19 protein-coding genes are annotated in these 21,202 nt (G+C 60.6%); 14 read left to right on the top strand and 5 right to left on the bottom strand.

Going from position 1 to position 21,202, the window contains the following annotated elements:
- The first annotated feature begins 148 nt into the window (after positions 1 to 148).
- From ACILSI_RS04525 to ACILSI_RS04500, 6 genes are all read left to right on the top strand, one after another.
- Positions 149 to 1,516 carry a serine/threonine-protein kinase gene (locus ACILSI_RS04525; protein ID WP_395720660.1) on the top strand — a complete coding sequence of 456 codons (1,368 nt, stop codon included), beginning with the start codon at positions 149 to 151 and terminating at the stop codon, positions 1,514 to 1,516.
- The gene (locus ACILSI_RS04520; RefSeq protein ID WP_395720659.1) at positions 1,513 to 4,122 is read left to right on the top strand and encodes a leucine-rich repeat domain-containing protein; all 2,610 of its coding nucleotides are present in this window, start codon (positions 1,513 to 1,515) and stop codon (positions 4,120 to 4,122) included. The genes ACILSI_RS04525 and ACILSI_RS04520 overlap by 4 nt, the downstream gene beginning before the upstream one ends.
- A 217-nt stretch (positions 4,123 to 4,339) precedes the next feature.
- Positions 4,340 to 4,537 (top strand): hypothetical protein, encoded by a 198-nt coding sequence (locus ACILSI_RS04515; RefSeq protein WP_395720658.1) that lies wholly within the window; start codon positions 4,340 to 4,342, stop codon positions 4,535 to 4,537.
- 336 nt (positions 4,538 to 4,873) lie between these two features.
- Positions 4,874 to 5,029 (top strand): hypothetical protein, encoded by a 156-nt coding sequence (locus ACILSI_RS04510; RefSeq protein WP_395720657.1) that lies wholly within the window; start codon positions 4,874 to 4,876, stop codon positions 5,027 to 5,029.
- 122 nt (positions 5,030 to 5,151) lie between these two features.
- Positions 5,152 to 6,192: a tRNA (adenosine(37)-N6)-threonylcarbamoyltransferase complex transferase subunit TsaD gene (gene tsaD, locus ACILSI_RS04505; protein WP_395720656.1), complete on the top strand. Its 1,041-nt coding sequence runs from the start codon at positions 5,152 to 5,154 to the stop codon at positions 6,190 to 6,192.
- Positions 6,193 to 6,246: 54 nt separating this feature from the next.
- On the top strand, positions 6,247 to 7,122 hold the full coding sequence (locus ACILSI_RS04500) for a DMT family transporter (protein WP_395720655.1): 876 nt from the start codon (positions 6,247 to 6,249) through the stop codon (positions 7,120 to 7,122).
- A gap of 25 nt (positions 7,123 to 7,147) precedes the next feature.
- Here ACILSI_RS04500 and ACILSI_RS04495 read toward each other — a convergent pair whose 3' ends face one another.
- Together ACILSI_RS04495 and ACILSI_RS04490 are read right to left on the bottom strand one after the other, a co-directional pair.
- Positions 7,148 to 8,224, bottom strand: a complete 1,077-nt coding sequence (locus ACILSI_RS04495; protein ID WP_395720654.1) for a hypothetical protein — start codon at positions 8,222 to 8,224, stop codon at positions 7,148 to 7,150.
- A 3-nt stretch (positions 8,225 to 8,227) separates the two neighbouring features.
- Positions 8,228 to 9,166, bottom strand: coding sequence for a DUF2167 domain-containing protein (locus ACILSI_RS04490; RefSeq protein WP_395720653.1), 939 nt, complete (start codon positions 9,164 to 9,166; stop codon positions 8,228 to 8,230).
- A 114-nt stretch (positions 9,167 to 9,280) separates the two neighbouring features.
- Here ACILSI_RS04490 and ACILSI_RS04485 point away from each other — a divergent pair, with 114 nt between their 5' ends.
- Positions 9,281 to 10,054: a hypothetical protein gene (locus ACILSI_RS04485; protein WP_395720652.1), complete on the top strand. Its 774-nt coding sequence runs from the start codon at positions 9,281 to 9,283 to the stop codon at positions 10,052 to 10,054.
- Here ACILSI_RS04485 and ACILSI_RS04480 read toward each other — a convergent pair whose 3' ends face one another.
- Entirely contained in the window at positions 10,055 to 10,480 is a 426-nt protein-coding gene (locus ACILSI_RS04480; RefSeq protein WP_395720651.1) for a type II secretion system protein, read from the bottom strand.
- A gap of 82 nt (positions 10,481 to 10,562) precedes the next feature.
- On the opposite strand from ACILSI_RS04480, the gene ACILSI_RS04475 reads away from it, so the two are divergent.
- The 4 genes from ACILSI_RS04475 (at position 10,563) to ACILSI_RS04460 (ending at position 14,136) form a co-directional block, all read left to right on the top strand.
- Positions 10,563 to 11,159, top strand: a complete 597-nt coding sequence (locus ACILSI_RS04475) for a hypothetical protein (protein WP_395720650.1) — start codon at positions 10,563 to 10,565, stop codon at positions 11,157 to 11,159.
- A gap of 45 nt (positions 11,160 to 11,204) precedes the next feature.
- Positions 11,205 to 12,500, top strand: coding sequence for an ATP-dependent Clp protease ATP-binding subunit ClpX (gene clpX / locus ACILSI_RS04470; RefSeq protein WP_395720649.1), 1,296 nt, complete (start codon positions 11,205 to 11,207; stop codon positions 12,498 to 12,500).
- A gap of 93 nt (positions 12,501 to 12,593) precedes the next feature.
- The gene (locus tag ACILSI_RS04465; protein ID WP_395720648.1) at positions 12,594 to 13,562 is read left to right on the top strand and encodes a sugar phosphate isomerase/epimerase family protein; all 969 of its coding nucleotides are present in this window, start codon (positions 12,594 to 12,596) and stop codon (positions 13,560 to 13,562) included.
- Between the two features lie 37 nt (positions 13,563 to 13,599).
- A complete protein-coding gene (locus ACILSI_RS04460) occupies positions 13,600 to 14,136 on the top strand; it encodes a PH domain-containing protein (RefSeq protein WP_395720647.1) in 537 nt (178 codons plus the stop codon).
- Here the strand turns inward: ACILSI_RS04460 and ACILSI_RS04455 are convergent.
- Complete coding sequence (locus tag ACILSI_RS04455) at positions 14,133 to 14,627, bottom strand: hypothetical protein (RefSeq protein WP_395720646.1); 495 nt, start codon at positions 14,625 to 14,627, stop codon at positions 14,133 to 14,135. The two genes, ACILSI_RS04460 and ACILSI_RS04455, sit on opposite strands and share 4 nt — an antisense overlap.
- 63 nt (positions 14,628 to 14,690) lie before the next feature.
- Between ACILSI_RS04455 and hflX the strand changes: the two genes are divergently transcribed.
- The 3 genes from hflX (at position 14,691) to ACILSI_RS04440 (ending at position 18,549) form a co-directional block, all read left to right on the top strand.
- Positions 14,691 to 16,022, top strand: a complete 1,332-nt coding sequence (hflX, locus tag ACILSI_RS04450) for a GTPase HflX (protein WP_395720645.1) — start codon at positions 14,691 to 14,693, stop codon at positions 16,020 to 16,022.
- Between the two features lie 33 nt (positions 16,023 to 16,055).
- Positions 16,056 to 16,829: an SDR family NAD(P)-dependent oxidoreductase gene (locus ACILSI_RS04445; protein WP_395720644.1), complete on the top strand. Its 774-nt coding sequence runs from the start codon at positions 16,056 to 16,058 to the stop codon at positions 16,827 to 16,829.
- Between the two features lie 70 nt (positions 16,830 to 16,899).
- Complete coding sequence (locus tag ACILSI_RS04440; RefSeq protein WP_395720643.1) at positions 16,900 to 18,549, top strand: arylsulfatase; 1,650 nt, start codon at positions 16,900 to 16,902, stop codon at positions 18,547 to 18,549.
- A 21-nt stretch (positions 18,550 to 18,570) separates the two neighbouring features.
- On the opposite strand, the gene ACILSI_RS04435 is transcribed toward ACILSI_RS04440, so the two are convergent.
- Complete coding sequence (locus ACILSI_RS04435) at positions 18,571 to 21,078, bottom strand: DUF1592 domain-containing protein (RefSeq protein WP_395720642.1); 2,508 nt, start codon at positions 21,076 to 21,078, stop codon at positions 18,571 to 18,573.
- Positions 21,079 to 21,202: the final 124 nt, after the last annotated feature.

Here is a 21,202-nt window from a genome sequence, read left to right as displayed (position 1 = left end):
TGCTCTGATGGTGTTGGGTGTGGATTCCGAGACGCTGGCAGCATTGATTATGGCATGTGGAGGCTCTCGCCTAGAAAATCCATGCTTGCCAAGAATGTCAGCGCCCTGCTAGTACCTAGTCCTGGTATTTGCACAGGAGTTCCAAGCCATGTCTGACTCGCCTATTTCATCCCAGGAGATGCCTCCGCGCACAACGGGCGGTCATTGGCGATGGGAGCCGCCAACGGCTGCGGAACTGGAGGCGATCCTGCCAGGATACACGGTGGAATGCTTGATCGGACGCGGGGGCATGGGGGCGGTGTACAAAGGAATCCAAAACAGCCTGGAACGACCCGTGGCGATCAAGATTTTGCCGCCGGGGATCGACCAGCAGGATGCCAGTTTCACCGAGCGATTTAAGAACGAGGCAAAGATCATGGGAAGGCTGCTGCACCCTGCGATTGTGGCGGTTTTTGATTTTGGCCGCACCAATGCGGGCCAGTTATACATCGTCATGGAGTATGTCGATGGCACGGACATCTCGCGGATGGTGGCGAGCCAAGGACGATTGAAGCCGGAACATGCACTGTCCATTGCCGCGCATGTTTGTGATGCGCTGTCGGCGGCACACGCGGCTGGAATCGTGCATCGTGACATCAAGCCGGCGAATGTTTTGATCAACCGTCAGGGGCAGGTCAAGGTGGCTGACTTTGGTCTGGCCAAGTTCGATGAACCTGGCCAGCACGGCATCACCCAGTCTGGCATGGCGCTGGGAACTCCTGATTTTGTGGCACCGGAGGCGCTGATGCTGGGATCTCAGGTGGATGCCCGGGCGGACCTTTATGCCGTGGGCATCATGCTCTACCAGATGCTCACCGGACAGCTTCCACGCGGAGCCTTCAAGCCGCCGTCGATCCAGGTGCCGGGAATCGACCCGCGCTTTGATGCGATCGTGGAGAGGGCGATCCAGATGGATCCGCAGGAGAGGTATCAGAGCGCGTTGAACATCCGCCAGGACTTGGACGAGATTCTCACCACACCTTTTGTGAAAGTCTCTCCGATGGTGAAGCAAGGCCTGGCAGAGCCCAAGCGCACCGTTGTTCACAGCCAAGGATCCAAGTCTTCCACACCGGCCTGGACGGCCCCTCCGCCAGCAAGAGAGAGCCCGAGAAAACTCAATCTGGGAGCGGTCGCGGCCTTGCTGCTGGTGCCCGTCGTTCTAGGCGGCATCGGATGGCTGGCATTCGCGCCCGCTGGTGGATCCGCAGATCAAATGAGCGCGGAGCCTGCCTCCGATCATGATGAAAACTTGCTGACGGAAGCAACCCAAGCGAGGCCACAAGCCGCAGCGGCGGGGAGCAGCGTCCCGCCCTCCTCGAAGAAGAATGCCAATCCAAGCGAGACAATTCGCGCCGCAGTTCCGTCATCCTTTAACATGCCTTCATGGCTTGCTGCTGGCCGTCAGGCGGGTGGGAAGGTTCAGTTCGTCAGGCGGGTGGGAAGGTTCAGTTCTTTGGCTCGGGGCCCCATGGCGTGATTGAGAAAGGGCGTGCCGAGGAGTTCAACGATGTGATCGAACTGGCGGTGAGGCCCGACGGCTGGCTGGTACGCCGGGCGGACGGCGAAACGCATGGTGTCGGCTGGGGCAGAGCGTCGGTTGGCGGTACAACGACAGCCAAGCCGTTCGGGCCGTTCATGACGCGTCGCATCACGCATGGAGGAGTGGTGAGCATGCTGATGGCGAACGACGCGAGTTTCCGGAACCTCTGGGGTGGTGGCTCGCAGCATCGTCCTGACATGGCCCACAAGGATGCGGCGGCGGCGGTTAACATCGGCAACCACCTGATCACTCTCGGATTGGACGGTGAGATTCTCGTGGCCAAAAAGTGGACGGGGGAGGAACACCGCCCGCCAGAGGATTTTTTCAAGGGAGCGCGGGCTTTGAGCGGCATTGAAGACACCTATTTTTCTGCCAAGCCCGGCGCGGTGGTCCAAGGGTGGCAGGCGTGGGATGGCACGGTGACTAACTTTCCTGCTGAAATCCGCAATGTGATAGACATACGCGCTGCAGACAAACATGTGATGTTCCTTACCTCGTCAGGGCGAGTGTTTGTCACAGACCAAAAGGGCAAATCCTTGTCCGACGAGGTCGGCCAGGTGCCCGGTAACATTCCGCTCGCCATTGCCATCCGCATCGGCCGTGGCATGGCGGCGATTCAGCGCATGGATGGCGTCTGGGTTGCCTGGGGCAAATCGCCAGAACTCATTGAGCAGACGAATAAGGTCGGGACGGCTTTGGACCTTGGGTTTGATTATGATACCCAGGAGAAGTCGGGTCTCATGCTTTGGGTGGTGCCCCCCAATCCGTTTGAAAAAGGCAGTCTTGCCCAGGTGGCAGGGCAGAGCGCCACTTCGACTCCTTCCTCACAGACTCCGAAGCCCGCCACGCCGACTGGCGATGTGGCCGCCCGCATGGAGCAGATTGAGGTCCAGTTCCAGACGGCCTACGAGCGTGACATCTTGACCGCCCATAAGATTGCGGTGGCTGATCTCGACAGCAAATATCTCGCGGCGGTCAATCGTGCTTTGAACGCGGCCACCCAAAAGGGCACCCTTGATGAGGCTTTGAAATTGAGGGAGGAGGCGCAGCGTGTGAGAGACAAAGGACGGCTGCCGACGGCGGATCTGGATTCTGTGCCCGAAACACTCAAGAATCTGCGCGGCACTTATCGTGCGTCCCTCGCGCAGCTCGAGCAGGATCGTGAAACCAAGACGAAACCTTATTATGACCGCCGTGATCAGTTGCTCGACGCCTATCAGAAGGAACTCACGCAGCAGCAGCGTCTGGATGACGCTGTAATGGTCAAATCTAAACGCGACGAACTCGCGGCGTCGCGTTTTCAGCCAGCGTCTGGAGGCGCCGCACCGATCGTTAGTGCTGCTCCAAAGCCGACGCCGACGCCCCCTGCCGCCAACGGGCCTGCTCCGATGGCGATAGCGCCTTCCAAGCCCGCCAAGATTCCCAAGGGCACCACGAAGCAGTCCGTTATTGAGTGGGTGTACAATCTGGGTGGCAAAGTTGAGGTTCGGGTGAATGACAAGAAGCAGGGCGTTCACGCGCTTGCCGACTTGCCTCCGGAGCCCTTTGAGGTCACCCTCGTTTCCATCGGGCCCGGTTTGAAAATGGACGTCACGGATGATGACTTCACGATGTTATCCATCCTTCCCGCGCTTGAGGATGTTACTGCCGAAGGTGATCGCTTGAAAATCACCAGCCTCGCGCCGCTCGCCGGTTTGTCGAAGCTGACGAAAATACATGTCCAGGCCAAAGACGGTGTGGCTGAGAAAGAGATCCTTCGACTGACCGATCTGAAGGCGCTGGACTCCCTGCGCGTTCGTTTGTCAGATTTCAGCGGAGAGGGGTTCGAAGCGTTGAGCCGCCTGCCCAAACTGCGCACACTCCGGGTGCATGGAAACGGGCGTCTGTCCGCCAAAGGCGCCGAGGCCATCGCGTCCCTCACGCAGTTGACCTCGGTGCAGTTCCCACCGCTTGATCGAGCCAGCCAGAGCCGCTTTGCTCCCATTGCCACGCTGCCTGCTCTGGAATCCATCGAATTGGACGCCACGTCGCCCGGCGTCGAGTTGATGAGATTCATCGCCCGCCTGCCCAAACTCACGAAGCTGTCTTTTGCCAATCCAACGGACTTCAATGGCCCCAGCTTTGCCGCGCTCAAAGCGGCCAATGGCCGACTGGTGGAGCTGAGTTTTTCAGCCGGTGCCGATCCCAAGGATGAAAGCATCAAGGAGATCGCTGCCGCGCTGCCGGGATTGAAAATCTTCAATTTGGATGTCCCCAGCAGTTCCTGCACGGTCAAGGGATTGAAAGAACTGGCCAAGCTCACAAACCTCCAGACGCTCGTTTGGTGCGAGGCCAGGGACGCTGACTATGCCGCACTCTCGGGAGCACCCGGTTTGGAGAATCTCACCGTGAGAGGCAAGGGCATCACAGACGCGGCCTTCGCTCACTTTCTGGACCTTCCCAAGCTCAAGACACTCAAGTTGGTGTCGTCTGCCGCCACGCAAGCTGCGGCGGATGCCTTCAAAAAGGATCGTCCTGGCGTCACGGTCACTCTGTCACATTGAGGGCGCGTCATCGCCTGGTTCCATGTTTGAGGAACAGCAGGAGAGCTGCCGGGCGTTTTCGTCCAGGCTGATCCCTTGCGCAGGTTCCCCTCATTTGGCGATGAGCGGAAATGCTGACTCATTGGCATGGGGTTGCCGGAGGGGTTCATAAGCCGAATTTAGCCAGGCTGTTGGAAAGATGCGCTTGCTGGCGATGCTGAGTCGTTTCACATCACGGATGCACACCACCCCCGTCGCCTGCCCGAGCTGTTTCCAAGAGTTCGACGTGCCCACCCCATCGTTTGATGAGGTGCCGTGCGATGTGGACTACGACTGCGAGGTGTGTTGCCGACCGTTGCGGATTTACTTTGAGGCGGCAGACGGGGAGGTCGTTGGTTCGGCGTATGGGCTCGGTGCGAACGGCCCTTATGGCTGATTTGGCGGCCTAAACTTCTGGCAACCTCGAAATTTTCCCGTTTCTGAGCCTCCTTTGCGAGTTTTCGCAGAGAATGCATTTGGCTGTTTGCAAAGACAGAAGTTGTCGTTAATCTCGAAAAATCCCGCTGCCAGGAGTCTGGTGGATGGGGACTTAACAAACTGGTTAACACCCACACACACACATGAAAATCGCTATCCTTACACTCATCGCGGCTTCCGCCGTCCTTAGCTCCTGCCAGCAGACTCCTCCCCCGCCGCCGCCGCCGCCGGTTGTCAGCAAGTAATTGATCCACCGCCACACGCGGTGATTTGTTCTAACCATACCTGATCAATTATGATTCGTTCTGCTACTGTTCTGCTCGCGGCCTCCATGGTGCTTCTCGCATCCTGCGCCACGAAGAAAGAATGTGCCACCTGTGACTCCAAGGCCAAGGCTGCCTGCTGCTCGAAAGACGGCAAGGCCTGCTGCAAGTCTGGTCACAAGCACTAATCCTGACAGGAAATAGATCCACGCCGCCGTTTCCCACCCAACCGGGGGACGGCGGCTTCTCTTTTACTAGATGCCGGATACTGGATGCTTGATCCTGGATGGCAGCATCTCCTCAACATCCAATGTCCAGCACCCAGCATTCTGCATCCAGCGACCAGCCTTGCCTGCTGGCTCTCGAATCTTCCTGCGATGAGACGGCTGCTGCAATCTGCACGCTGGATGGCAGGCTGCTCGCCAGCCGCATCGCCTCACAAATTGAGATCCACCGGCAGTATGGTGGCGTGGTGCCGGAGGTGGCGTCGAGAAACCACATCCTGCATGTGCGGCCGCTGGTGGCGCAGGTGCTGGCTGATGTGGGAAAAACACTGGGTGATGTGACCGCCTTTGCCGCCACCAGCGGCCCCGGGTTGGTGAGTTCACTGCTGATCGGGACGTCCATGGCCAAGGCGCTCTCTGTCGCGGAAAACAAGCCCTTCCTCGCGGTGAATCACATGGAGGGGCATCTGCTCTCGCCTTTCATGAATGACAACGGTCCGGTGCGGCCTTGCGTGGCGCTCATCGTCAGCGGCGGCCACACGATGCTCGTGCGTGTGCATGAAGTGGGCCGCTATGAGCTGCTCGGCCGCACGCGTGATGACGCGGCGGGTGAGGCCTTTGACAAGGTCGCCAAAATGCTCGGCCTGCCGTATCCTGGCGGCCCGGAGATCGATAAACTCGCGCAGCGGGGCGATCCGGCCGCCTTCGCCTTTCCCCGCAGCTTTCTCGACGGTGCCAGCCTGGAGTTCAGCTTCAGCGGTCTGAAAACCGCCGTGCTTTATGAGCTGCCAAAGCTCAATGTGAAAAATGAGCAGGTGCTCGCCGATGTGTGCGCCAGCGTGCAGGCGGCCATCATTGAGGTGCTCGTCGAAAAGCTCGTGCTCGCCGCGAAACGCAGCCGCGAGACGCTCGTCACCGTCAGCGGCGGTGTAAGCTGCAATCGCGGCCTGCGCGAGGCCTTGACCGCCCGTTGTGCCAAAGCCGGGCTGCATCTGCTGCTCGCACGGCCAGATCTATGCACCGACAATGCCGGCATGATCGCCTTTGCCGCCGTGCAGCGCTTCAACACCGGCCACACCTCGCCTCTGGAGGCGGATGTGGATCCCAATCTCTCGCTCGTGAGCTAAATCGGTGAACCGGCCGTCCAACCATGACCGAGAGTTAAAGGAGGATGGTGACGCATGAGTACCACGCTTCGCACCTCACGATGGACGGCGGCCATTCCGTGGCTCTTCGTGCTGCTATGGAGCAGCGGGTTCATCGGATCGAAGCTCGGTGTGCCGTATGCGGAGCCTTTTACGTTTTTGACGATGCGGTACTGCATCGTGCTGGTGATCCTGGTGCCCATCGCGCTTGTTTCGCGGGCACCGTGGCCGCAGGGGAAGGGCCAGATGCTGCATGTGGCCTTTGCGGGGCTGCTGATTCATGCGCTTTACCTGAGCGGCTGTGTGTGGTCGCTGCGGCTGGGGCTGCCGGCGGGGATTTTGAGTCTGATCGTGTCGATGCAGCCGCTTTTCACGGCGGCGTTCGCCGGTGTGGCGCTCGGTGAGCGTGTGCTGCCGCGTCAATGGGGCGGGCTGGTGCTCGGGTTCGTCGGCACGGCGTTCGTGGTGGCGCACAAGACGGGCAGCGGGCTGACTTTCATGATGACGGTGCCCGCCATCGCGGCGCTGATCGGCATCACGGCAGGGACGATGTGGCAGAAGCGGCATTGCCCGGCTTTTGACTTGCGTACGAGCACGGTGGTGCAGTATGCGGCGAGTTTGGTGGTGACGGGGGTGCTGGCGCTGACCACGGAGACGATGCGTGTGGAATGGAGCGGGCAGTTTGTCTTCGCGCTGCTGTGGGTGGCGCTGGTGCTTTCCATTGGTGCAATCAGTCTTCTCAATCATCTGATCCGCAGCGGCACTGCGGTGAATGTGGCGAGCCTGTTTTACACCGTTCCTGCGGTCACGGCGCTCATGGCCTGGGGCATCTTTGGCGAGACACTGACCGGCCTTTCGCTCATCGGCATGGTGGTGGCGGTGCTGGGCGTGTGGCTTGCGCGGGGTAGGTAGAACGAGTTGGAAAACTCGTTTTACATCAAGCAGCCGGGGAGCGGAGTTCCACGCCGCCGCAACTGGAGCAGGTGGTGATGTGGGTTTGGAACTCGGCACCGCAGCGGGGACAGACGGGCAGTTTTGATGCGGGCGGCGGGTCGTAGTCGGTTTCGGCGATGCCTTCGCGGTGGAAGAAGGCTTGCAGGGCCTCGGCTTCGACGGGCAGTGTTTCGTTTTGTGACCAGCCAGGTGTGTAGCGGGCTTCGCGCCATAAACGGCGGGCAGATTCAAGCCAGATGTCGTCTTTGATGAGGCCGCTCCAGGCGAGGGTATGGGGCGGTTCATCATCATCCGCAAGGCTGACCGCATCTGCGGCGCGCAAGGCGAGCTGGGGCAGGAAGGCGATGCCGAGCGCCCGCCAGCGGCGGTGAGGAATGCCGGGCTGCATGCCGCGTGTGACGCGGAGAAAAAGCCAGGACTGGATGAACTGCACGAGCAGGAGCACACCGGCAGCGGCGAGGACGATGAAGCCATCGCCAAAACGATGGTAGATCACGCTGATGACGCCGAAGCACCAGACGAAGAGGATGCTGGCGACCAAGCGCATAGACTTGGTGCGTTCTGCGCTGCGGGTAGCAGTTTTGGCGGCGGCTTGGGTGTCGAGTGTGGCGTGAGCGTGCTTGAGGAAGGCGCTGTGACGTTGCTCGGGCGTCAAGTCACGCCAGTCGGTAAGACGCTGCGCCCAGAGCTGCGCCTGAACGGGTGAGTTCAGCCGCAGACGCGTGGCGGCATCGAGATGCAGCGTGGATTGCTCGGCCTGCGGCGCGAGTTTATCCCAGGCGATGGACACGCATTGGCTGTCGGTCAGCCGCACACGCAGCGCCTCCAGCTCTGGCACGAACAACCACGGCAGGCCGAATGTGTGTGCCTGATGCGGAGGCAAGGCGGAAAGCAGCAGCGGTGAGCCGCTGGCGATCTGCAAACGCGACCAGGGCCGAACCACACCCCAGCGCGATTTTTCCCCGCCTGCGGCCATCCATGCGGCGGAGGGCACGAGGCGCAGGCACTCGATGAGATACAGCAGTGCGAAGACCGCGAAAAGCGTCTGGCCGTCGGTCATGCGCTAGACTGCGGGCGGAGGCTGGCGCGCGCCGAAGAGTTTGCCGAGCAGTTTTTTCAATCCGGCGAGCACCCCGATGACGATGAGGATCGCGCCTTTGCCCAGTTTGGCGAAAAACACGCCGAGCTTCGCAAACAGGCCCATCTTGGCCGCCGCAAAGGCTCCGGTGCCGGCGATGAGCGCGGTGAGGCCGTATTTCGCGACCTGATCACCCTCGCGGAACTCGGCGTAGCGCTCGCCGTCGATGTAACTGTAACCGGCGATGATCTGCTCGTATTGCGGCAGCAGGGACTGCAGTTCCTCGGGATCGCAGATGAGCTTGGCGCTCATCACCCCTTTGCGGCCGAGGAGCTTGGTGTTGTAGTTCACGGAGACGCCGCCGTCGGGAAGGGACTTCACGCGCAGCGCCCACTCGAGGTTGTTGGTCTTGGTGTTGTAGCGTGGCGGCACGGCCCAGCCGTCGAGCACCAACTCGGTCATGCCCATCTCTTTGCGGCGTTCGTTGGCGGCGGCCTGGCCTTCGCTCATGCTTTTGAGCAGCGCGTCGGCGTCGATCTTGTCCTTTTCATCGTCCTTCACATAGCCGGATTCCTCGAACTCGAAGAGAATCCAGTGGCCGATGCCCTCGGTGGTGAGGACGCCGAGTTCAATGTCGGAGGGCGGATTGCCAAAGATCTGCTTCAGTTTGCGGGCACCCTCGCCCTCGGTGAAGCGGTAGCCGTTGGGGATGAAGATCTGCGCCTTGTCGCCGAGCTTGCCGGTGCCTTTGCGGGTCCAGCCGAAGGACTCGATTTCGGCGAGCACCTGTTTCATCTCCGCCTCCTGCTGCTCCTTGGTGGGCTGGGCCGGAGCACCGGCGGGAGCGGGTTGCTGGGCAGTGGCGGTGGAAAAAACTGCCAGACAGGCGAGCAGCACGACGGGTGAGGTGAAGGAGCGCTTCATGCGGCGGCAGTGTGGCGGCGAGGGCTTGCGTGCGTCAAGGCATGGTTTTAGGCGGATTCGTGTTTGGCAGCCTGCGGCGGTTGCGGCATGGTTGCTGCGTTATCATGCTGTCCCATGTCTGATCCGAACGCCGTCACCCCGAACGCTCCACGCCGAAGATCAGGTTGTCTCATGACGCTGATGCTGACGTTTCTGGCGGCGCTGATCATCGGCGGGATTGTGGTGTGGAAGGTGGTGGACTCAGGCTTCGGCATGAAGTGGCTGGCGGAGAATTTTCAGAAGCAGACGATCACCGAAGCTTTTCGTGAGAACATCAAACGCATCACCTCGACGAACGGGGATGTGCTGGAGCTGGCGGTGCTGGACACGGAGGAGACGATCACGCGGTTTGATTCCAAGACGCTCTTCGATGTGGTTTACCTCGGCACTACGGAGTCGGAAATCCGGGCGATGGTGGTGTATCGCTATCATTTGAAGCTCTCGGACGATTGGCGGCTGAATGTGGAAAACGGGCGCTGTGTGGTTGTGGCCCCGGCCGTGCGCCCTTCACAGCCGCCGGCGATCCGCACCGAGACGGTGGAGAAAAAATCAGCGGCGGGCTGGCTGCGCTTCAACGCGGTGGAAAGCCTGGCCGAGCTAGAAAAGGGCATGACGGCGGTGCTTGAGCGCCGGGCGACCGCACCTGGGAAAATACGCACCGTGCGCGAGGCGGCGCGGCAGTCGGTGGCGAAGTTTGTGCAGCAGTGGGTGCTCAAGGAGCAAAAAAATTACGAGAAGGGCGGCATTCGCGAGATCGTGGTGATCTTTCCTGATGAACCCGCAGCACAGGACGCTACGCAGGCGTCGAAACTACTGCCGACGCTGAGTTTGGAAGTGAAAGCGGACTGACTATAGCTGACCGCCCGACGGCTCGTAGAGCAGCAAGTTGGCATCGAACGACACATATTCGAGAGCGCCCGGCAGTGCCGCAGGCTCCAGACTGGTGAGGCGGAAGACTTTGCCCTTCCACAATCCCGTTTGGCCGATGGTGCCGTTGATCAGATTTTCGATGGTCGCCCGCTTGTCTCCCGGCACCACGAAGTTCGCGCCCCCCATCGTGGCACAGACGCCGATGGAGACGATTTCCTGAGCGTTGCGCTGGCGGGTGACTTTTTGGATCACCTCATGGTGATAACTGGCATACCAGCCGATCAAGACACCGCTGAGGACGCCGAGCAGGGCGATGACGACCAGCACCTCGATCAAGGAAAAGCCCCTAACCTGTTTGGGTGGGGCAGGGAAAATGAGAGAGGGCTGGGGGTGAATGCTCAACACAGGTCTATAATTACCATAAGTAACCAACAGGTGCAATCTCTCGTTATGCTTAAGGCAAGACTGCGGCTAAAAAAGCTCACTCATGACTTTCACCGATCCCGAATTTGTTTCCCCGCGCTGCCGTGCTGCGGTGGAGTCGGCTGGTTATCGGGTCACACGCTGGGCTGCCGCACGCGAGGTGCTCGGCCGACGTTTGGTCAAACAGCGCCTTCCTGGTGCGCTGGCTGACTTTTTAGATCTTTGGGGGGCTGGGGAGCGGACGAGGGTGCAGGCTGCGGAACTACGTCTGAGTTTTGGCCTGATGCTGGACCAGATCTGGCTGCAAGGCGGCCCGAATGATCTGCCGGGCATGCCTTTGGAGCGCGCCTTGTTGCATCTGCCCGCATTGCGCAGCTTTTGGCGGCAGGAACTGCGGCAGCATCATTTCGACGAACTCAGGACCATCGTGCCGCAGGCGTGGGTGATGGACGATACTGCCGTGCCGCCGGGCGCGGTGATTCATGGCCTGGGGATCACAGTCTGGGACGAATGGAGGATGCTGAAAGATCGAAAGCCCTCGCTGGCGGTGGAAGAGCATTTTTTGATGGAGCAACCCGTGGCCGAGATCCAGTTCCATGCTGTTTATGGGAGCGATGACCATGGACGGGTTGTTTTGCGTACTATTGAAGCGCCACCTTGACGTGCGACACGCTTCCGTGCGACATTCACCTATCTCATTCAAATCATGGCACGCGGCTCCAACGTCACTCTTTGTTCCTTCTGCGGCAAAAGCCATGCGGAGGTGAAAAAACTCATCGCCGGGCCGGGCGTGTACATTTGTGACAACTGCATCCACGTCTGCAAAAACATCCTCGACAAGGAGGCCTCCAACGACGCGGAAGGCGGCAGCCCTTCGCTGCTGGTGCCGCGCCCGGCGGACATCGCCGCGCTGCTCGACCAACATGTCATCGGCCAGCCGCATGCGAAGAAGGTGCTCAGCGTCGCCGTCCACAATCATTACAAGCGCATCCTGCACTCCCAGCAGCAGGCCGCCCGCAACGGCGGGGCGCAGAAGAAAATCACCGCCGCGTTGCCTGATCCGCACGATGTCGAGATCGAAAAGAGCAACGTGCTGCTCCTCGGCCCCACTGGCTGCGGCAAGACGCTGCTGGCCAAGACGCTGGCGCGCATTTTGAACGTGCCCTTCAGCATCGCCGATGCCACCACACTTACAGAAGCCGGCTACGTCGGCGAGGATGTGGAGAACATCGTCCTGCGCCTGCTTCAGGCCGCCGACTACGATGTGGCGCGGGCGGAGATCGGCATCATTTACATCGACGAGATCGACAAGATCGGCCGCAAGACCGAAAACGTCAGCATCACGCGTGATGTCTCTGGCGAAGGCGTGCAGCAGGCGCTGCTGAAAATCATTGAAGGCACCACCTGCAACGTGCCGCCGCAGGGCGGGCGCAAGCATCCGCAGCAGGAGTACATCCAGGTGAACACGGAAAACATCCTGTTCATCTGCGGCGGAGCCTTCGTGGGACTCGACAAAATCGTCGAGCGTCGCCGTGGCCGCAAGACCATGGGCTTTGTCGGCACCCATGAGATGCCAGCCATCGAAGCCGCCAAAGTCCGCCAGGGTGTGGAGCCGGAAGACCTGCTGTCGTTTGGTTTGATCCCCGAGTTCATCGGTCGTCTGCCCGTGGTCTGCGCCCTGGAGGCGCTGACCGAGCAGGAACTCATGCGGGTGCTCACCGAGCCGAAAAACGCCCTCATCAAGCAGTACGCCAAGCTCATGAACATGGACGGCGTGGAGCTTTCCATCACCCGCGATGCCATGCTCGCCATGTCGAAGGAGGCTGTCTCACGCGGCACCGGTGCGCGCGGCCTGCGCAGCATTTTTGAGCGCATCATGCTCGACGTCATGTATGACGTGCCGAGCCGTCTGGATGTGCGCGGCGTGACCATCAACGAAGGCGTCGTCAAAGGCGAGCGCGCCCCGCTCATGCGCAAGCGTATCGAGCGCAAGGCGGCCTGACCGGGATTGCGGGGCGTTTTTGTTACAAAGCCGGAGAGAAAATTCTTCTGGAGCATTGCCGCGCAATCGCGCCATAATGCGCCCGTCCTTTCCATGAGCACCCGCATCTCCTCCCGCCGTCATTTCATTCAGAAGATCGCCACCGCCGCTGCCGCCGCCGCCGGTTCACGCCACATCATCGCGGCAGACAAGGAGCCGCCCTTCAAGATCTCCCTCGCCGAATGGTCGCTGAACAAGGGCATTTTTGGCAAAGGCAATGCCGAGCGGCATGAGCACCTCGATTTCGCCAAAATCGCCCGCAGCCTCGGCATCGACGGTGTCGAGTATGTGAACCAGATGTTCTTCGAAAAAGCCACGGATGCCGCCTATCTCACCGAGATGAAAAAACGCCAGGAAGGTGAGGGAGTGAAGGGCCTGCTCATTATGTGCGACCGTGAGGGCAATCTCGGCGATCCCGACGAAGCGAAGCGTGCCACAACCGTCGAGAACCACCTCAAATGGCTCGATGCCGCCGCCACGCTCGGCTGCCACAGCATCCGCGTGAACGCCGCCAGCGACCCGAAGTTGAGCTGGGACGAGCAGATGAAGCTCGCCGCCGACGGATTGCATCGTCTCTGCGTCGAGGGCGACAAGCGTGGACTGTTCGTCGTCGTGGAAAATCATGGCGGCCTTTCCAGCAACGGCCTCTGGCTAACGGGCGTCATGAAAGCCGCCGACCACGCTCGCGTCGGCATTCTGCCGGATTTCGGCAACTTCTATACCGACCGCGTCAAAGGCGAACTCTACAACCCCTACAAAGGCCTGCGTGAGTTCATGCCATGGGTGAAGCAGGGCATGAGCGCCAAGGCTTATGACTGGGACACCGGTGCCGGCAAGTTCTACACCGAGGACCGCCGTGAAGGCCGCGAGATGACCCTCGATTTCCAGCGTCTCATCGACATCGTCGTCAAAGCCGGATACAAAGGCTACATCGGCATCGAATACGAGGGCGACAAGCACCCCGAGATCGAAGGCATCAAACGCACCAAGCAGGCGCTCGACGAGATCGCTTCCATGCTCTGATTTTCCAACCGTCCGTTCAACGCTAACCACCACACATATGCCCACCGACGACACTCCCATCACTCCTGCAGGCTCGGAAACGGTCCTGTGGTCCGGCCACACCTCCCAGTGGGTTCACTTCTGGTATTACCTGTTCTGCATCGTGATCGCTGTCGGCATCGCCTTTGCCGCCACGATTCCGGCCCTGTTCACGGGCGGACTGGCTTACGCCGCTCTCATCATCCCGCTGCTGATGTGGCTCATTCGCTGGTGGGTCACCAAATGCACTTATTATGAGCTGACTACCCAGCGCCTTCGCATCAGCACCGGCATTCTGAACAAGCGGGTCGATGAATTGGAGCTGTATCGTGTCAAAGACTACTCCATTGAGCAGCCCCTCATGCTGCGCCTCGTAGGGCTCGGTAATTTGTCGATGGTCACTTCGGATGCCACCTCGCCGACGGTATCCATGCGCGCCATTCCAGGTGCCGAACAGGTCCGTGAAAAGCTTCGCACCGCCGTACAGGCCGAGCGTGATCGCAAGCGCGTCCGCGAACTCGACGTGGACAGCCACGACGAAAGTCCGCTGAGCTAAGGGGTGATTCTCTCCTCGCTGAGAACGACCGTCTTCCCGTCTTTGGCCTCAAGTCCCACTTTCATGCGTCCAAACTCCTTCTTGTAGCTCCAGCCGACCTCCACTTCCCAGGTGGTCGCGCTGGTTTGCTGGAGCTTGCGAAGCTGGAGCACGAAAGCGGCGAGGCGTGTGTCGGGATCGGCGATAGTGTGGGCGGGCTCGATGTCCTTGAGGTTCTGGGCGTTGACGAATTTCAGTTTCAGATCGGCAAAACGGGCGGTGAAGGCATCGCTGGCGGGCGTCATGCCGTCACGATTGATCTCGCCGAGCACGATGGAGTGGCTTTTGGCGACGCCGGGGTTCAGATTCGGCAGTTTGCTGATGAGATGGCGCACGGCAGCTTCTCCTGCATCGCACTCATAAAGATTCAGCGGCAGAGGAGCCTTGTCTGAGGAATCGCAGGCGGCGAGACCGAGGCAGAGCGTGGCGAGGAGAGCTTGGCGGCGTGTCATGTTTGTGTTCATGGCATGGAATACGCAGCTTGGCAATGCAGCGCCGCTCTCCATGATCGCGTCATGTTCGACATCCGCGAAAAACCCAACATGGTCGAGAACGCCTTCCTCATCGGCGCTTACTTTGACCGCCGCCACAAGCAGGAGGCCTCCGACTTGCTCGAAGAGCTGGCCGAGCTGGTGGAAACACTGGGCATCAATATCATCGGCAAGGAACTCGTCTTTGCGCGTGAGCACACGGCCCGCTACCTGATTGGCAGTGGCAAGGCGGAGGAGTTGATGAAGCAGGCGAAGGACATCGGCGCTGACTGCATCGTGTGGGACAACGAACTCAGCCCAGGGCAGCAGCGGGCGTGGGAAAGCGAGGGCAACATCTGCGTCATCGACCGCCACGAGGTCATTCTCGATATTTTCAACATGCGTGCGAAGACGCGTGAGGCGCGTCTCCAGGTGGAGCTGGCGCGGATGGAGTACTCCATCCCACGACTGACGCGCATGTGGGCGCATTTGGACCGTCAGGGCGGCGGTGCTGGTGGTGGCGTCGGCGGAGCCGGTGCGGCGCGTGGTGAGGGTGAAACCCAGCTCGAAGTGGACCGCCGTCTCGCCAGCAAACGCTTGGATAAACTGCGCGCCGATCTCGAATACGTGAAGAAGCAGCGTGACACGATGCGCAAGGACCGCACGCGCGTCTTCGTGCCGCATGTGGCCATCGTCGGCTACACGAACGCGGGAAAATCATCGCTGCTGAACAAGCTCACCGCCGCCGATGCCTATGTGGAAAACAAGCTTTTCGCCACGCTCGACACCACCACGCGGCGAATGGAGCTGCCGGACGGCCAGGCGCTCCTCGTCACCGACACCGTCGGCTTCATCCGCAATCTGCCGCATGATCTGGTGCAGTCCTTCCGCGCCACGCTCGAAGAAGCCACGCAGGCGGATTTTCTCCTCCATGTTATTGACGCCAGCTCACCGCAGGCCGTCGATTTTTACAAAACCACCACTCAGGTGCTCGCGGAACTCGGCGCGGGCGACAAGCGCGTGCTGCTGGTGCTCAACAAGGTCGATCTGGTGGATGACGTGCGGCTGATGGAGCTGAAGCGCGAGTTTCCTGAAGCCCTGGCGATTTCCGTGAAAACCGGGCAGGGGATGGAAGAGCTGCTGCATCGCCTGGACGAGTTTTTGATCGACCGCGTGGTGCGCCTGGAGCTCGATCTGCCGCTGGACCGCATGGATCTCGTCGCTCTGGCGCATCAGGAGGGCAAGGTGCTTAGCGAGGACTACGACAGCGGCCGCGCGGTGATCCAATGCGTGATCCCCAAGCGCTTCGAGAGCCGCTTTGCCGCCTTTGTGCCCGGAGCGCCAGAATTGGCTGGCCGAAAAAAAGGAAAGAAGTAAAAAAGGCCCGCCAAACGCTGTTTCCTTTCACTCATGTTCTCACTCGCCAACAAAACCGTCATCATCACCGGCGCAGGCTCAGGCATCGGCCAGGGCATTGCCGTTCTCTTCGCCAAACAGGGAGCGCACGTCGAGGTCTTCGACCTCAAGCAGGAGTCCGCGCAGGAAACCGTGGATCAAATCAAGGCCGCCGGCGGCAGCGCGAACGCCACCGCCTGCGACGTGGGCGATTACGCCGGTGTGAAGGCCCTGTTTGACGCTGTGGCGGCCAAACATGGCAAGATCGACATTCTCGTGAACAACGCGGGCATCGCCCACATCGGCACTGCATTGACGACTGCCGAGGAGGACATGGACCGTCTGCATCGCGTGAACATCAAAGGCGTGCATGCCTGCGCCCAGGCGGCACTGACGCACATGACCGCCCGCAAAAAAGGCGTGATCCTCAACATGTGCTCCATCGCAGCGCAGATGGGCCTGGCAGATCGTTTCGCCTACTCAATGACCAAAGGCGCGGTCTTGATGATGACCTACTCAATCGCCAAGGACTTCATCAAAGACGGCATCCGCTGCAACTGCATCGCGCCAGCCCGTGTCCACACGCCCTTCGTCGATGGTTATCTCGCGAAGACCTATCCAGGCCAGGAGGCGGAGATGTTTCAAAAGCTCAGCGAGGCCCAGCCCATCGGTCGCATGGCCAAGCCTGACGAAATCGCGGCGTTGGCGCTCTACCTATGCAGCGACGAGGCTTCCTTCGCCACCGGCACGAACTACACGCTCGACGGCGGCGCGGTGAATCTGCGGTGAAGGTGCATGTCGAATAGGCGCATGCGCGTTTCGACGAGAAAAGAAATCAGGGGCAAGGCGTTACCACGCCATGCGCCAACTCTTGATCTTCCTGTTTTCGTCATTCGTCCTTCTGCATTCGTCATTCGCCGCGGGGCGGCCGAACATCCTCGTCATCCTCGTCGATGACATGGGCTTCAGCGATCTCGGCTGCTACGGCAGTGAAATTCCGACGCCAAACCTCGACGCGCTCGCGGCGGGCGGCGTGCGCTTCACGCAGTTTTACAACACGGCGCGTTGCAGCACGACGCGGGCAGCTTTGATGACCGGTTTGTATCCGCATCAGGCCGGGATGGGCTATCTCGATGGCTTGAAGCTGCCAGAGTCGAAAGGCACGCATGCGAAACTCGATGACCGATGTGTGACCATGGCGGAGGTGCTCGGCGCGGCGGGCTATCACACGTCCATAGTCGGGAAATGGCATCTCGGGCAGCAAAACGGCACGCCGCCGTGGGAGCGCGGCTTTCAGCGCACGGCGACCACGCAATTCGGCGAGCTGTATTTCCCGAAGGAGCGCAGCAAGGACGCCTGCAAGTGGGTTTACCTCGATGGACGCAAGGTTGCGGCCGATTCGCCGGAGGTCGGCAGCGGCGAGTGGTATTCCACCTTCATGTTCACCGACTGGGCGCTGAAATTCCTCGATGATGCCAAAGCGAGCGGGAAGCCGTTCTTCCAATACTTCGCGCATGGAGCGCCGCATTTCCCGCTGAAGGCACCGAAGGACGTGATCGCCAAGTATCTCGGCAGATACAAGATCGGCTGGGACAAGCTGCGCGAGGCACGTCACCAGAAACAGATCGAGCTCGGCATCGTCGATGCGAAGTGGCCGCTCGCACCGCGTCCGGCGGATGTGCCCGCGTGGGATTCGCTGAGCGAGGACGACAAGGACCGCTACGACCTGCTCATGTCAATCTACGCCGCCATGCTCGACTGCGTCGATCAAAGCGTTGGCCGCATGATCGCCGGTCTGAAGGAGCGCGGCCTATTTGAGAACACGCTCATCTTTTTCATGAGCGACAACGGCGGCAACGCCGAGGGCGGCCCGCGCGGCATCACGCAGGGCCCCGATCTCGGCGGGCCAGACAGCAGCGTCTTCCTCGGCATGACCTGGGCCACGCTGAACAACACGCCCTTCCGCCGCTACAAGCACTTCACGCACGAAGGCGGCATCAGTTCGCCGCTCATCGCGCACTGGCCTGCGGGCATTCCGGCCACGCGAAATGGCAAGCTGGAGCATCAGCCCGCGCATCTCATCGACATCATGGCCACCGCCTGCGATGTGACCGGCGCGGTCTATCCCGGCGAGTTCAAAGGGCACAAGATCTTGCCAGCCGAAGGCCTCTCGCTCATGCCAGCGATCCAAGGCGAGCCGCTGCATCGCGTGAAACCCATCTTTTGGATGCACGAGGGCAACCGCGCCCTGCGCAGCGGCCCATGGAAGCTCGTGAAGAAGTTCAAAGGCCCGTGGGAGCTCTACAACATCGACGACGACCGCACGGAGCAGCAGGACCTCATCACCAAATTCCCCGCCCTGAGCCAGCACCTCATCCGTCAGTGGGAAGACTGGGCCGCGAGCAGTTTTGTGGACGAATGGATTGGCGAACTCCGCAACGACTGGGGCGAGGAGCATCGCCTGGAAGGGGCAGCGAAGAAGAAAGGTAACAAGGTGAGCAAAAAATAATCCGGTGCTGCCACGCCCGCCTCACCTCGACCGGAAAATCTCGCTCATCAAACACTCGACCATAACGGTGTTAAGCCCGAGGCCTTGTTTCTTCACTTTTTCGTGAAGTTGATCGAGGGGGAGGTCGTCGGCGAGTTCCATGGTGCGGCCGGTGGTGTAGGTGAGGAGCTGGCGGACGAGGTGGCGGCTGAAGAGGTCGGCGCGGGTGTCGCGGATGACGCGTTTGAAGCCGGTGAAGTCGGCGTAGGTTTCGCCGGAGGGGAATTCGCCGGTGGTGTCGATCTCGGCGGGTTTGGCCTTCTTGTTGGCGGCGGGATACTTTTTGCGCCAGCGGCCGACGGGATCGTAGGCTTCGAGGCTGAAGCCGAGCGGGTCGATCTTGCGATGGCACTCGGCGCAGGCGGCATCGGCACGGTGTTTGGCGAGTCGGTCGCGGATGGTGGTGGCGCCGCTGACATCGGGATCAATCGCGGGCACGACATCCGGCGGCGGTGGCGGCGGGACACCGAGGAAATTCTCCGTGACCCACACCCCGCGCGTGACGGGCGAGGTCTCGACGCCGTTGGCGCTCACGGTGAGCACCGCGGCCATGCCGAGCAGGCCGCCGCGATGGCTGTTGCCCTTGAGGCTGACTTTTTGGAAGCCGTCGGCAAGGCGCAGTTTGTCCTTCTCCGGCAGTTCGTAGAGTTTCGCGAGTTTCTTGTCCACGAAGGTGTGCTCGCAGTCGATGAACTGCGCGATGGAGCCGTTGTTTTTGAGCAGATCGCGAAAAAACAGGCGCGCCTCGGTTTTCATCGAGCTGGGCAGGTCCTCGGCGTAGTAGGCGCGGTTGGTTTCGCGCGGCGGCGGTTGGCTGCCGAGATCGCGGAGATTGAGCCAACTGTCGATGAAGCCGTTCACGAAGCCGTTGATGCGTTCATCGGCGATCATGCGCTGGATCTGCTTTTTGAGCTCTGCGTCCTCGGTGAGCTTGCCGGACTTCGCGACGGCCAAAAGCGCGTCATCGGGCGGTGAGGACCAAAGCGCATACGAGAGGCGCGAGGCGAGGTCGTAGGGCTTGAGGCGCTTTTCCGACTCGTCGGTGATCTCGCTGAGGTAAAGGAAGCTCGGCGAGCAAAGGATCAACTTGAGCGCATCGAGCGCGGCCTGACGTGGCGCGGCTTTTTCGGCGATTCGCTTCTCGTAGAGCGCACGAATCGGCTTTTTGTCCTCGTCGGTGATCGGACGGCGATAGGCCTTCTCGGCGAAGGCATTCAATTGATCGAGCGCTTTGGCTTCTTGGAAGCCTTCTTTACCGAAAACGGCCACTTCTTCGGCGCTGGGCTTTTCGGCCACGGGGCCGTGGATCTTGATCTCGCTGATGCGGATGTGCGGGAGCTTGCCTTCTTTTAAAATGTGCGCACGACCGACACCGGAGGAGCCGACATCGCTCTTGAACTCGTCTTTGTATTTTTTGTTAATCGTGACGACGGAGGCACGGGATTCAAACGGGCCGTTTGGGAAGATGAAGCGCGGTGTTTGCCCCGCCTCCAGCCACACGCGGAATTTGAACCACGTCGGCGTGTTGTCCGGCACGACGGCGCTGGCGAGCAGCGGCTCGATGGCCTGTGGGTAATGGATGTGGCCTTTGGTGACATCGCCCGGCACGACGCCGAGGATGAAGGGCTCGGAGAAGTCGATGCCGAAGATGGCGGGATCGTAATGCGTGTCGCGATGCAGCGCCGTGGCTTCGACTTCAAGGTCGTAAAGGCCGGAGACGGGCACGCCTTTGAGGAAGTCCTCGATGTGGCCGTAACCGCCCTGTCGCGTGTCGGTGTTCGGCTGCTCGTAGAGGTTGAGGTAGCGGTAATTGAAGGCGCTTTTGTGGGAGCCGCTCAGCTCCTCGTATTGCACGAAGTGACTGTTAAATTTCCAATCCTTCGGCTCCATCGCCGGTTTGCCGAGGCGTGTTTCGACGAGGCGGTTCGCGGACTGAAAATACTGATCCACGAGGAAGCCGGAGGTCACGAGCGACTTGCCGATGGTATCCATGTGCTCGGTGGTTTTCTCCTTCGGAAAATCCGCCGTGAGGCCCAGCGTGTCCACGCGACGGCCAAACAGCACCGCGAGTGTGTTTTCATACTCGCGGCTGGAAAGGCGGCGCATCACCGTGCGGCTGCCGGTGGCCTGAAATTTCGCATGCGCGGCCACGGTGCCATCACGCAGCGCTCGGATCATCGCGATACGCTCGTCGTCCTGCGGCTGATCCGCCTTCTTCGGCGGCATCTCCTTCAGCGTGAGCTGGTCGATGATGTCGCGTGCCTCAATGAGATCCGCGACCGACTTCAGCGGCAGCGCGAACGCATCAAAAGCGCGGTCGCCCTTCTGCACATCCGCGTCGTGGCACTCCAGGCAGTATTTGCCGATGAACTGCTGCACGAGCTTCGGGGTGTCGTCTGCGGCGTGGGACAAAGTGGTCGCAATCGCGAAGCAAAGTAGCCCTCTCGCTCCGCGAGAGGAGCGTGTGGCGGTGAAAGGAGATTTGGTCATCGAGCGGAAAAACGTGAGGTGTTAGCGAGAGCGTTGTGCTCAGCTTGCGGAGCAAGATGGCTACTTTGCTGGCGCATCGGCGGGAGGGCACTTCTAAACTGCCCATCGGCAGCTGATATAACGC

It is taken from the genome of Prosthecobacter sp., assembly GCF_044232965.1.
Classification (GTDB): Bacteria; Verrucomicrobiota; Verrucomicrobiia; order Verrucomicrobiales; family Verrucomicrobiaceae; genus Prosthecobacter.
Note: the sequence above shows the minus strand (reverse complement) of the source record. Positions and strands in the feature narration are given on the sequence as shown.